The 12,266-nt window shown below is 71.7% G+C and carries 8 protein-coding genes; 4 read left to right on the top strand and 4 right to left on the bottom strand.

The annotated features are described in order from the left end of the window. Nucleotides 1–88 precede the first annotated feature (88 nt). Nucleotides 89–1,711 carry an ABC-F family ATP-binding cassette domain-containing protein gene (locus tag MFF58_RS15175; RefSeq protein ID WP_238289383.1) on the bottom strand — a complete coding sequence of 541 codons (1,623 nt, stop codon included), beginning with the start codon at nt 1,709–1,711 and terminating at the stop codon, nt 89–91. A 368-nt stretch (nt 1,712–2,079) separates the two neighbouring features. Here MFF58_RS15175 and MFF58_RS15170 point away from each other — a divergent pair, with 368 nt between their 5' ends. Next, nucleotides 2,080–2,340 carry a hypothetical protein gene (locus tag MFF58_RS15170; RefSeq protein ID WP_238289381.1) on the top strand — a complete coding sequence of 87 codons (261 nt, stop codon included), beginning with the start codon at nt 2,080–2,082 and terminating at the stop codon, nt 2,338–2,340. A 128-nt stretch (nt 2,341–2,468) separates the two neighbouring features. On the opposite strand, the gene ypfJ is transcribed toward MFF58_RS15170, so the two are convergent. Together ypfJ and MFF58_RS15160 are read right to left on the bottom strand one after the other, a co-directional pair. Then, complete coding sequence (ypfJ, locus tag MFF58_RS15165) at nt 2,469–3,383, bottom strand: KPN_02809 family neutral zinc metallopeptidase (RefSeq protein WP_238289379.1); 915 nt, start codon at nt 3,381–3,383, stop codon at nt 2,469–2,471. 142 nt (nt 3,384–3,525) lie between these two features. Continuing rightward, complete coding sequence (locus MFF58_RS15160; RefSeq protein WP_238289377.1) at nt 3,526–4,392, bottom strand: uracil-DNA glycosylase; 867 nt, start codon at nt 4,390–4,392, stop codon at nt 3,526–3,528. A 320-nt stretch (nt 4,393–4,712) separates the two neighbouring features. Between MFF58_RS15160 and MFF58_RS15155 the strand changes: the two genes are divergently transcribed. The 3 genes from MFF58_RS15155 (at nt 4,713) to MFF58_RS15145 (ending at nt 10,553) form a co-directional block, all read left to right on the top strand. Continuing rightward, entirely contained in the window at nt 4,713–6,386 is a 1,674-nt protein-coding gene (locus MFF58_RS15155) for an electron transfer flavoprotein-ubiquinone oxidoreductase (RefSeq protein WP_238289374.1), read from the top strand. Between the two features lie 265 nt (nt 6,387–6,651). Continuing rightward, nucleotides 6,652–8,520 carry a tetratricopeptide repeat protein gene (locus tag MFF58_RS15150; protein WP_238289372.1) on the top strand — a complete coding sequence of 623 codons (1,869 nt, stop codon included), beginning with the start codon at nt 6,652–6,654 and terminating at the stop codon, nt 8,518–8,520. A 359-nt stretch (nt 8,521–8,879) separates the two neighbouring features. After that, nucleotides 8,880–10,553, top strand: a complete 1,674-nt coding sequence (locus MFF58_RS15145) for a formate--tetrahydrofolate ligase (protein ID WP_238289370.1) — start codon at nt 8,880–8,882, stop codon at nt 10,551–10,553. A gap of 213 nt (nt 10,554–10,766) precedes the next feature. Here the strand turns inward: MFF58_RS15145 and MFF58_RS15140 are convergent, their stop codons facing one another. Further along, nucleotides 10,767–12,131, bottom strand: coding sequence for an 8-oxoguanine deaminase (locus MFF58_RS15140; RefSeq protein ID WP_238289368.1), 1,365 nt, complete (start codon nt 12,129–12,131; stop codon nt 10,767–10,769). Nucleotides 12,132–12,266: the final 135 nt, after the last annotated feature.

Below are 12,266 nucleotides of genomic sequence, written 5' to 3'. Positions count from 1 at the left end.
GCGCAGCCTAACCCGGGTTGCCCCGGGAGGGTAGCGGAGCGGCGGTCGCAGGGATCGCCCCGTCCCCGGCCCGCCCCGCCCCGCCCCGTCAGCTCCGCAGGCCGGGCGCCTCCTGGCCGGTGCGGGCCACGTACTCGGTGTAGCCGCCGCCGTACTGGTGGATGCCCTCCGGGGTGACTTCGAGCACCCGGTTCGACAGGGCCGCCAGGAAGTGCCGGTCGTGGGAGACGAACAGCATCGTGCCCTCGTACTGGGCGAGCGCCGTGATGAGCATCTCCTTGGTGCCCATGTCGAGGTGGTTGGTCGGCTCGTCGAGCACCAGGAAGTTCGGCGGGTCGTAGAGCATCAGGGCCATCACCAGCCGGGCCTTCTCGCCGCCCGACAGCACCCGGCAGCGCTTCTCGACGTCGTCGCCCGAGAAGCCGAAGCAGCCGGCGAGGGCCCGCAGGGAGCCCTGGCCGGCCTGCGGGAAGGCGTCCTCCAGGGTCTGGAAGACCGTGCGGTCGCCGTCGAGCAGGTCCATGGCGTGCTGGGCGAAGTAGCCGAGCTTGACGCTGCCGCCGACCGTGACCGACCCGTCATCCGGTGCGGTGGTGCCGGTCACGAGCTTCAGCAGCGTCGACTTGCCGGCGCCGTTGATGCCCATCACGCACCAGCGCTCCCGGCGCCGCACCGAGAAGTCGAGCCCCTCGTAGATCGTGCGGCTGCCGTAGCGCTTGTTGACGCCCTTCAGCATCACGACGTCGTCCCCCGAGCGCGGCGCCGGCTGGAACTCGAAGGCCACGGATTGCCGCCGCCGGGGCGGCTCGACGCGCTCGATCTTGTCGAGCTTCTTCACCCGGCTCTGCACCTGGGCGGCGTGGGAGGCCCGGGCCTTGAACCGCTCGATGAAGGCGATCTCCTTGGCGAGCATGGCCTGCTGCCGCTCGAACTGCGCCTGCTGCTGCGCCTCGTTCAGGATCCGCTGGCCCTCGTAGAAGGCGTAGTCGCCCGAGTAGGTGGTGAGCGCGCCGCCGTCGATCTCGACCACCTTGGTGACGATGCGGTTCATGAACTCGCGGTCGTGCGAGGTCATCAGCAGGGCGCCGTCATAGGCCTTGAGGAAGGATTCGAGCCAGATCAGGCTCTCGAGGTCGAGGTGGTTGGACGGCTCGTCGAGGAGCATCACGTCCGGGCGCATCAGCAGGATGCGGGCGAGGGCGACGCGCATCTTCCAGCCGCCCGAGAGGGCGCCGACATCCCCGTCCATCATCTCCTGGCTGAAGCTCAGCCCGTCGAGCACCTCGCGGGCGCGGCCCTCCAGCGCGTAGCCGTCGAGTTCCTCGAACCGCGCCTGGACCTCGCCGTAGCGCTCGATCAGCGCGTCCATCTCGTCGGCGCGGTCCGGATCGGCGAGCGCCGCGCCGAGCTCGGCGAGTTCCGCCGCCACCGTGCTCACCGGACCGGCCCCGTCCATCACCTCGGTGACGACGCTGCGGCCGGCCATCTCGCCGACATCCTGGCTGAAATACCCGATGGTGATGCCCCGGTCGGCGGCGACCTGACCCTCGTCGGGCTGCTCCTGGCCGATGATCATCCGGAACAGCGTGGTCTTGCCGGCCCCGTTCGGGCCCACGAGCCCGACCTTCTCGCCCCGCTGCAGGGCGGCCGAGGCCTCGATGAACACGAGCTGCCGCCCGTTCTGCTTGGTGATCTTGTCGAGGCGTATCATGGCGCGGGCCGTGTCGGGGGAAACCTCCCGGGCGCTTACGGCATGGATCGAGACGGCGCAAAGACGGGCGGCGCGGCGGTGAGACCTGCGCGCCGCGCAACCGTGGCCTTCATCCGTGCGCTTTGCGGCTATTCGGCCCGATTCTGCGAGCTACGTCGTTTCCCGGCCGCACCGGCCGCCGCTCCGGCGTATGGTGGCAGGCTCGGCCGACGGCACGGGGCTCGGCCGACGGCATGGATCGTTGCCGAAGGCAGGAATCTTAGCCACCGGCAGGGATCCTGGCCGAGGGCAGGAAGCTTGGCCCATTGGCAGGGATCTTGGCCCATTGGCATGGGGCTTGGCGGTTGCCGACACCTTTGAGGAACACGATGCTTTGCGGTTGGTGGACGACGAGCCTCGACATGGCCATGCTGGGCCTGGAGGCTCAGGGCGTGATCGCCCAGCGGATGGCGATGTTCGCCTTCGGCGGTCCGGCCGCGCAGGCCGAGGCGCAGCTCATGGTGACCGAGAAGATGCTGGCCGCCGGCGAGGCCGCCCTGATGCTGGCCGCCGGCGCCTCCAACGGCAAGGTGATCCGCAGCTACCGGCGGAAGGTGCAGGCCAACGCGCAGCGGTTGAGCCGGGGGTGAGCCCGCATCTGCTCCCGCGCCCCCGCTGAGGCCTCGGGCGACGCGTGACCGGGAGCCGCCCGCCCTCCGCGGGGAGGGAGGGCGCGTGTCGGGTCAAGCCTCGGGCGATCCCGAGAACCCGTGCCGCCTCAGTTATTCGCCGTGCGGAACGTGTCGCAGGACTTGGTCTGGCCGCTCTTGTAGCCGGCGGTGAACCAGCGCTGGCGCTGGGCCGAGGAGCCGTGGGTGAAGGAATCCGGCACCACGTAGCCGCGCGAGCGCTGCTGCAGCGCGTCGTCGCCGATCTGGGCGGCGGCGTTCAGAGCCTCGTCGATGTCGCCCTGGTCGAGTTCGGCATACTTGTCGTTGGAGTTCTTGGCCCAGACGCCCGCGAGGCAATCGGCCATCAGCTCGATGCGCACCGACAGGGCGTTCGCCTCGGTCTTGCTCGACGCCTGCTGCTGGCGGGCCTGCACCTTGCCGAGGATGCCCAGCACGTCCTGGACGTGGTGGCCGACCTCGTGGGCGATCACGTACGCGTAGGCGAAGTCGCCCTTCACGCCGAACTTCGAGGCCATCTCCTTGAAGAAGCCCGTGTCCAGGTAGACCTTCTTGTCCAGCGGGCAGTAGAACGGGCCCATGGCGGCCTGGGCCGAGCCGCAGCCCGAGCGGGTGCCGCCGGTGTAGAGCACCAGCGTCGTCGGCGTGTACTGCTTGCCGGTCTGCTGCGGCAGGATCTGGCTCCACACGTCCTCGGTGTTGCCCAGGATCTTCGACGCGAACCGACCGCTGTCGTCGGTGGGGGCCTGACGGCGCTTGGCCTGGGTCTGCGGGTCGGCCGGCTGCTCCTGGCTGCTGTGGCCGCCGCCGATCCGCTCGGCGCCGCCGATCAGGATCGCCGGGTTGATGCCGGTGAAGTAGCTGACGATCAGCAGCACCACGATGGTGCCGATGCCGAGGCCGCCGGCGCCGCCGCCGGGGAAGCCCATGCCGCCCCCGCCGCCGCCGCCTTCACCGCGCCGATCCTCGACGTTGTCGGAGCTGCGTAGATCTTCCCAGCGCATGGTTGGGTCCCGCCATCGATGCTGCGCCGGCCGCCGCGGGGGGCCGGACCTTGCTGTGCGTCGTTGTGTCCGGACAGCGGCGAACCGCCGGCGGGAACGAAGCTCTAATGACGGGAGGGGAGAGCCGGTTCCGCCACCGCGGTCAAGCTTTCCCGTCCAGCAGCGACCGCAGGGCGCGGAAATCCCGCCACGCCAGGCGCTTCTGCACCGGCTGGCGCAGCAGGAAGGCCGGGTGGAGCGTCGCCAGCAGCTTCACCTCGCGGTGCGGCAGGCGGTACGGGAACAGCCGGCCGCGGGTCCGCAGGATGCCGTCCTTGCTGCCGGTGAGCGTCTGGGTCGCGGGCGCGCCGAGGCACACGATGATGTCCGGGTCGACCAGCTCGATCTGACGCTCCACGAAGGGCCGGCACACGGCCACCTCCTGGGGCGTCGGGTTGCGGTTGCCCGGGGGGCGCCAGGGCACGATGTTGCCGATATAGGCGCTCGACCGGTCGAGGCCGACCGCCTTCATCATCTTGTCGAGGAGCTGGCCCGAGCGGCCCATGAACGGCTTGCCGATCCGGTCCTCGTCGGCGCCGGGCGCCTCGCCGAGAAACATCACCCGCGCCGCGGGATTGCCGTCCGCGAAGACGAGGTTCTTGGCGGTGAAGCGCAGCGGGCAGGCGTCGAAATCGGCCAGGATCCGCTCCAGCTCGTCCAGCGTCTTCGCCTGCCGCGCCCGGGCGCGGGCGTCGCTCGCGGCCTCGTCGGGCTGGGCGCTCGCGGCGCGGCCGAAGGTGCGGGCCGGCGCCGCGGAGGGCGGGGGCGAACCGGGGGGCGGCACGAGGGTCCGGGCCGGCGCCTCGGCCTGGACGGCGGGCCGGCGCGGGGCGCGTAGGGCCGGCGCCGGCGCATCCGCCTCCCCGAACCGGTCGTGCGGCCGCTCGTCGAGCACCGCGTCGGCACCGGCCTCCACGTGGAAGTCGAGATAGGCGATCAGGTCGGCTTGCGCGTCGGAGGGGCTCGGCATGTGACTCGGTAGATGGGGTCGCGGCAGCCTGTGGACAACTCATGAAACCCGTCCGCCGGCAAGGGCTTGCGTGACGCAACAGCGCGGTGCCCGCGCCCCGGGGGCGCCGGTCCGCCCCGGCCCCCGCAGGGTGGGGCGCCCGCGCCGGAGGGGACCGGCCGGCTGCGCGGCGCCGCGGGGCCCGCCCTGCGGCACAGGGAACTTTGCCTGCGGCCGACGCTTCGGCACCTTGCCTTTCCAGCTTGGAATCGCTTGAGACGGCAGCAGGGATGCCGGCCCGGCGACGTACCGGGCGCCGGAACAAGAATAAGGAGGCCAGGATGGCGCTGCCCGAACGCGAGAGCATGGATTTCGACGTGGTCGTGGTGGGCGCCGGCCCGGCCGGCCTCGCCACCGCGATCCGCCTGAAGCAGCGCGCCGCCGAGATCGGCGAGGAGATCTCCGTCGTCGTCGTCGAGAAGGGCTCGGAGGTCGGCGCCCACATCCTGTCGGGCGCGGTGATCGACCCGAGCGGCCTCGACCAGCTGCTGCCCGAGTGGCGCCAGGATCCGGAGCGCCCGCTCAAGACGGAGGTCCAGCGCGACGAGTTCATGCTGCTCACCCGGAACAGCGGCGTCACCATGCCGAACGTGTTCTTCCCCAAGCTCATGTCGAACCACGGCAACTTCGTCGGCTCGCTGTCGAACGTGTGCAAGTACCTGGGCGCCCAGGCCGAGGCGCTCGGGGTCGAGATCTATCCGGGCTTCCCGGCCTCCGAGGTGCTGTTCGACGCCAACGGCGCCGTGGCGGGCGTCGCCACGGGCGATCTCGGCATCGGCCGCTCGGGCGAGCCGCGGGAGGACTACACCCGCGGCATGGAGCTGCGCGCCAAGTACACGGTGTTCGGCGAGGGCGCGCGGGGCAACCTCACCAAGGGCCTGATCCAGCGCTTCTCCCTCAGCCGGCACAGCGACCACTTCAAGTACGGGCTCGGCGTGAAGGAGCTGTGGCAGCTGCCGGACGCGACCTTCGAGCGGGGGCTGGTGCGCCACACCATGGGCTGGCCGCTCCCCAACAAGGCCGGCGGCGGCTCCTGGCTCTACCATTTCGACGACAACCTGCTCTCGGTCGGCTTCGTCACGCACCTGAACTACGAGAACCCGACCCTGTCGCCGTTCGAGGAGTTCCAGCGCTTCAAGACCCACCCGCTGATCGCCGACACCTTCGCGGGCGCCAAGCGCATCGGCTACGGCGCGCGCGCCATCATGGAGGGCGGCTGGCAATCGGTGCCGAAGCTCGTCTTCCCCGGCGGCTGCCTGGTCGGCTGCTCGGCGGGGTTCGTGAACGTCCCGCGGATCAAGGGTTCGCACAACGCGGTGCTGTCCGGCATGCAGGCGGCCGAGGCCATCGCGGACGCCCTGAAGGCCGGTCGCGCCGGCGACGAGCTCACCGCCTACGAGGCCGGCTGGCGCGACAGCCCGATCGGGCGGGACCTCAAGGCCGTGCGCAACGTCAAGCCGCTCTGGTCGCGTTACGGCACCCTGGTGGGCGTGGGGCTCGGCGGGATCGACATGTGGGCGACCAGCCTGCTGGGCGCCTCGCCGTTCGGCACGCTCTCGCACGGCAAGCCCGACCATGCCTGCCTGAAGCCCCTCTCCGAGGTGACGCCGATCGTCTACCCGAAGCCCGACGGCAAGCTGACCTTCGACCGGCTCTCCTCGGTCTACCTGTCGAACACCAACCACGAGGAGGACCAGCCGCCCCACCTCAAGGTCCGCGACCTGGAGTTGCAGAAGCGCTCCGAGCACGACGTCTACGGCGGGCCCTCGGGCCGCTACTGCCCGGCGGGCGTGTACGAGTGGGTGGAGGATGCCGCCGCCAGCGACGGCGTGCGCTACCAGATCAACGCGCAGAACTGCGTCCACTGCAAGACCTGCGACATCAAGGATCCGAACCAGAACATCGACTGGGTGACGCCGGAGGGCCCGGGCGGCCCGAACTACCCGAACATGTGAGGCCGGGTCCCGGCCGGAACGCCGAGGGGCGCCGAGGCGCGCCGCCCGCGGGCGCGGGGGCGTCGCGGCCGGCCCCGTGCCGCACCGGGTCGCGGCGCGCCCGCCGACGGGACGGCGGACGACCCGCTCATCCGCCCCGCGCCATCCTTTCGCCTTGCGGGGCTGGCGGGATGGGTCCAGTGTCCCCGGCGTTTTTCCGGGGATAACCCGCCATTCTCGCGCCTGGCCCCTTGGCTGGCCGGCGCCCAGGAGCCGCGATCGGTTCATGATGACATCACGCGCCCGCCGGAGCGTCTCGGCGCTCGCCCTGCTGCTCGCCGCCGGGCTCCCGCAGACCGTGCTGGCCGCGCAGCCCAAGGAATCGGCCCCGGTGCTCGACTACGAGCCCGCGGACTCGCTGGAGGGCAACTTCCTCTCGGCCTACATCGCGGGCGCCTCCCGGGACACGGCGGCGGCGGCCACCTTCTACCGCGAGGCCGTGAAGGCCGACCCGCGCAACGCCGAGCTGGTCGAGCGCGCCTTCATCTCGCTGCTCGCCGACGGCGCCCTGCCGGACGCGTTCCGCGCGGCCGAGAAGCTGATCGCCCGCGATCCCACCAACGGGCTCGCCAACCTCTCCCTCGGGGTGCGCCAGATCAAGGCCGGCCAGTGGGCCGCCGCCCGCCAGAACTTCTCCCGCAGCGGGCGCGGGGCGGCCACCGACCTGACCGCGACGCTGCTCACCGCCTGGTCGTATGCCGGCGCGGGCGACGGCAAGAAGGCGCTGGAGACGGTCAACAAGCTCCGGGGCGAGCGCTACTACAACACCTTCCGGGACTACCATGCCGGCCTGATCGCGGCGGTGACCGGCGACAACGCCGAGGCCGAGCGGCGCCTCAAGGCCGCCTACGAGGCCGACCGCAACACCCTGCGCATCGTCGACGCCTATGCCCGGATGGAGGCGAGCCTCGGCCGCACCGACCTCGCGATCCAGGCCTATTCGGACTTCGACCAGCTCTCGCCGCGCCACCCGCTGGTGCGCGACGCCCTCGACAAGCTCAAGGAGGGCAAGCCCCTCACGCGCCTGGTCACCACCGCGCAGGAGGGCGCCGCCGAGGTGCTGTACGGGCTGGGCTCGGCCGGTTCCACGCAGGGCGACGAGCTGCCCGCGGTGATCTACCTGCGGCTGGCCCTCTACCTCGCCCCCGACCATGCCCTCGCCCGGCTGACGCTGGCCGACACCCTCGACCGGATGAAGCAGACCGAGCGCGCCAACGAGGCCTACGCGCAGATCCCCGCGACCTCGCCGCTCAAGCTCAACGCCGACATCCAGGTCGGCCTGAACTTGGAGCAGATGGGCAAGGGCGACGAGGCGCTCGCGCATCTCGACGCGACCATGAAGGCCCACCCGGACGACATCGACGTGATCTCGGCGCTCGGCAACGTCCAGCGCGCCCGCAAGAAGTACGAGGAGGCCGCCGCCACCTACTCGCGGGCGATCAACCTGATCGGCGACCGGCCGCAGGCCAATTACTGGACGACCTACTACTTCCGCGGCACCGCCTACGAGCGCGCCAAGCAGTGGCCGAAGGCCGAGGCCGACCTGAAGAAGGCGCTGTCCCTCGTGCCGGCCAACCAGCCGGCCGCCAAGGCGCAGGTGATGAACTACCTGGGCTATTCCTGGGTCGACCAGAACACCAACATCGACGAGGCGTTCAAGCTGCTGCAGCAGGCCGCCGACGCGAGCCCGCGGGACGGCATGATCGTCGACAGCCTGGGCTGGGCCTATTTCCGCCTCGGCCGCTGGGACGACGCGGTGCGGGAGCTGGAGAAGGCGGTCGAGCTGAAGCCCGGCGATCCGACCATCAACGACCACCTGGGGGACGCCTACTGGCGCGCGGGCCGGCGGCTGGAGGGCAAGTTCCAGTGGCAGCATGCCAAGGACCTCAATCCCGAGCCGGACGACCTCGCGCAGATCAACGCGAAGCTGAAGGACGGTCTGCCGGACATCGAGAAGCCGACCGCCACGGCCGAGACCGTGCCGGCGCCGGTGGCCGCCCCGCACAATGCCGAGAACCCGGAGCTTCCGAAGGGCGCGCCGCAGCCCCACGAGGCGCCCGGCGCCGCCGACAAGGCCAAGAAGTCGGGGGGCTGACGGGGCCCGGCCCCGCGACGCCGGCTCCCCTCCACCCCCGTCATCCCGCGGTGCGGCGAGGCCGCCCGGGAAGGCGGGCTCGACGGGTCGCGGCACCTTCCGGCGCCCCCTTCGCGGCCTGCGCCGCGCTCCGGCGCCTCCGGATGAGGCCCGGGGATGGCGGCCATCCCCCGGCCTCCCCCGGCCGGCGGACCAGAAACTTGTTTTTGTCCGCCGCCTCATAAAAATCGACGCGCATTTCCCGCACGTTTGACGCACACTGCGCAGCCGTTCGCGGGCGGCTGCCCGCACGAGCGGACACCGTCACGGCAACAGCCGGCGGTCGGGCTCCGAGCCCGCAATCCAGGGAGGGAACGCCCATGCCGTCAGACATCGAGATCGCCCGCGCCGCGACCCTGAAGCCGATCGCACAGGTCGCCGAGACGCTGGGCATCCCGGATGACGCACTCCACAATTACGGCCGGCACATCGCCAAGATCGACCACGGCTACATCGCCGGGCTGGAGAGCCGGACGCCCGGCAAGCTCGTGCTGGTGACCGCCATCTCGCCGACGCCGGCGGGCGAGGGCAAGACCACCACCACGGTGGGCCTGGGCGACGCCCTGAACCGCATCGGCGAGAAGACCATGATCTGCCTGCGCGAGCCCTCGCTCGGGCCGTGCTTCGGCATGAAGGGCGGCGCGGCCGGCGGCGGCAAGGCGCAGGTCGTGCCGATGGAGCAGATCAACCTGCACTTCACCGGCGACTTCCACGCCATCACGTCGGCCCACAGCCTCGCGGCCGCGCTGATCGACAACCACGTCTACTGGGCCAACGAGCTCAACATCGACGTGCGCCGCATCCACTGGCGCCGCGTCGTCGACATGAACGACCGGGCGCTGCGCCAGATCACCCAGTCGCTCGGCGGCGTCGCCAACGGCTTCCCCCGGGAGGACGGCTTCGACATCACGGTCGCCTCCGAGGTGATGGCGGTGTTCTGCCTCGCGCGTGACCTCGCCGACCTGGAGGAGCGCCTCGGCCGGATCGTCATCGCCGAGACCCGCGACCGCAAGCTCGTCACCCTCAAGGACGTGAAGGCCACCGGCGCCATGACGGTGCTGCTCAAGGACGCCCTGCAGCCCAACCTCGTGCAGACGCTGGAGGGCAACCCCGCGCTGATCCATGGCGGCCCCTTCGCCAACATCGCCCATGGCTGCAACTCGGTGATCGCCACCCGGGCCGGCCTGCGGCTCGCCGACTACACGGTGACCGAGGCCGGGTTCGGCGCCGATCTGGGCGCCGAGAAGTTCCTCGACATCAAGTGCCGGCAGGCGGGGCTGGCCCCCTCGGCGGTCGTGGTGGTCGCCACGATCCGCGCCCTCAAGATGCACGGCGGCGTCGACAAGAAGAACCTCGGGGCCGAGAACATCGACGCCCTGGAGAAGGGCTTCGCCAACCTCGCCCGGCACGTGACCAACCTGCGCGGCTTCGGCCTGCCGGTGGTGGTCGGCGTCAACCACTTCCACGCCGACACCGACGCCGAGCACGCCAAGCTCAAGGAGCTGTGCCGCGCGCGGCTCGACGTCGAGGCGATCACCTGCCGCCACTGGGCCGAGGGCGGGGCCGGGGCCGAGGAACTCGCCCGGGCCGTGGTGAAGCTCGCGCAGGCCGAGCCGGCGCCGATCCGCCACGCCTACGAGACGGAGGCGCCGCTCTCGGAGAAGATCCGGTCGATCGCTACCAAGCTCTACGGCGCGGCCGACATCCAGATCGAGGCCAAGGCGGCCGGCAAGCTCGCCGCCTTCGAGAAGGACGGCTACGGCCACTTGCCGATCTGCATGGCCAAGACGCAGTACTCGTTCTCCACCAACCCGGGGCTGATGGGTGCCCCGGAGGGCCACATCGTGGGGGTGCGCGACGTGCGGCTCTCGGCCGGCGCCGGCTTCGTGGTGGCGATCTGCGGGGAGATCATGACCATGCCGGGCCTGCCCCGGGTGCCCGCCGCCGACACGATCCGCCTCGACGCCAACGGCCAGATCGACGGGCTGTTCTGAGGAGCGCCGGTTCCCGCAGCCGGACCGGCTCGCCCCTCCGGTGAGCCGGTCCAGGGATCGGGCCGGGGCACGCCGGTCGCGCCGCCGTCGATCACCTCGCCGGTCACGACCCTCGGGCCGCGGATGAGCGCCGTCGCGGCCGGCGACCCGTCCCGATAGGGCCGGACCGGGGCGGAGACCGCGGACGGGCGCGGGCCCTCCGGCGGCCGGATCCTACAGCGTCCCGAACAGCGCCACCGCCAGCCGGGAATGCGCCTCGTGGAGCATCCCGGTATCGACCCCGAGCGGCTGCCCGTCGATCACCCGCCAGCGCCCCGCCACCATCACCCGGTCGGCCCGGGTGGCGCCGCACAGGACCAGCGCGGCCAGCGGGTCGTGGGCGCCGGAGAAGCGCAGTTCCTCCAGGGTGAACAGCGCGAGATCGGCCTCCCGGCCCGGCGCGATCCGGCCGATATCGGAGCGGCCGAGGCAGGCGGCCGAGCCCTCGGTCGCCCAGCGCAGGGCATCCAGATGGGTCACGGCCTCCGCCCCGTAGGTGAGCCGGTTGATCATCAGGGCGTGACGCACCCCCTCCATCAGGTTCGAGCTGTCGTTGGAGGCCGAGCCGTCGACCCCGAGGCCCACGGGCGAGCCCGCCGCCTCCAGTTCGCAGGTGCGGCAGCGGCCCGAGGCCAGGGTCATGTTCGAGGTCGGGCAGTGGCAGACGCCGACCCCCGCCCCGCCGAGCCGGGCCACCTCGGCATCGGTGAAGTGGATGCCGTGGGCGAGCCAGACCCGGTCGTTCAGCCACCCGACCTCCTCCAGGTACTCCACGGGCCGGCAGCCGAACATCGACTGGCAATAGCCGTCCTCGTCCAGCGTCTCGCCCAGATGGGTGTGCAGGCGGGCTCCGTGGCGGGCGGCGAGGTCCGCGCTCTCGCGCATCAGGCGCTTGGTCACCGCGAAGGGCGAGCACGGCGCCAGCCCGATCTGCACCATCGCGCCGGGGGCGGGGTCGTGGAACAGGTTCAGCACCCGCTCGCTGTCGGAGAGGATCGCGTCGTCGTCCTGCGTCAGCGCCTCCGGGGGCAGGCCGCCCTCCCGGTCGGACAGGCTCATGGAGCCGCGGGTGACGAAGGCGCGGATGCCCAGGTCCCGGGCCTCCGCGACCTGGACGTCCACGGAATCCTCCAGCCCCCTGGGGAACAGGTAATGGTGGTCGCCCGCCGTGGTGCAGCCCGAGAGCAGCAGTTCGGTGAAGGCCACCCGCGTGGCCAGCCGGAACGCCTCCGGGGTGATCCGCCCCCAGACCGTGTAGAGCGCCTTCAGCCAGGGGAAGAGCGGCTTGTCGATCGCCAGCGGGTGGGCGCGGGTCAGCGTCTGGAAGGCGTGGTGGTGGGTGTTGATCAGCCCGGGGATGACCACGTGGCGGGACGCGTCGAAGATCTCGTCCACGGGCCCCGCGGGCCGTGCCCCGGCCGGTACGTGTTCGACGATCCGGGTTCCCGCGACCACGATCCCGCCGCCGGCCCCCTCGGCCAGGATGGCGAGCGGGTCGCGGATCCACAGGCGGCGCCCCGGTTCAGCTGCCTCGGCCATGGTCGATCGCTCCGTCCGTCCGCCCGGGACTGCGTAGCGGAGGGGCCGGATCGCCCGCAAGCCCGGCCGGGGGCAAGTGCCCGGACCGGTCCGGGCGCGGACGCGCGAGTCGGGCGGGCGAGGCGCCGCCAGGCC

This window comes from Methylobacterium longum, from assembly GCF_022179385.1.
Lineage (GTDB): Bacteria > Pseudomonadota > Alphaproteobacteria > Rhizobiales > Beijerinckiaceae > Methylobacterium > Methylobacterium longum.
Note: the sequence above shows the minus strand (reverse complement) of the source record. Positions and strands in the feature narration are given on the sequence as shown.

Bases quoted from the DNA above. Each gene is read 5' to 3' on its own strand.
- MFF58_RS15140 (WP_238289368.1), bottom strand. From the start codon at position 12,131: ATGGCCGAGGCAGCTGAACCGGGGCGCCGCCTGTGGATCCGCGACCCG.
- MFF58_RS15160 (WP_238289377.1), bottom strand. From the start codon at position 4,392: ATGCCGAGCCCCTCCGACGCGCAAGCCGACCTGATCGCCTATCTCGAC.
- MFF58_RS15145 (WP_238289370.1), top strand. From the start codon at position 8,880: ATGCCGTCAGACATCGAGATCGCCCGCGCCGCGACCCTGAAGCCGATC.
- MFF58_RS15170 (WP_238289381.1), top strand. From the start codon at position 2,080: ATGCTTTGCGGTTGGTGGACGACGAGCCTCGACATGGCCATGCTGGGC.
- MFF58_RS15175 (WP_238289383.1), bottom strand. From the start codon at position 1,711: ATGATACGCCTCGACAAGATCACCAAGCAGAACGGGCGGCAGCTCGTG.
- ypfJ (WP_238289379.1), bottom strand. From the start codon at position 3,383: ATGCGCTGGGAAGATCTACGCAGCTCCGACAACGTCGAGGATCGGCGC.
- MFF58_RS15155 (WP_238289374.1), top strand. From the start codon at position 4,713: ATGGCGCTGCCCGAACGCGAGAGCATGGATTTCGACGTGGTCGTGGTG.
- MFF58_RS15150 (WP_238289372.1), top strand. From the start codon at position 6,652: ATGATGACATCACGCGCCCGCCGGAGCGTCTCGGCGCTCGCCCTGCTG.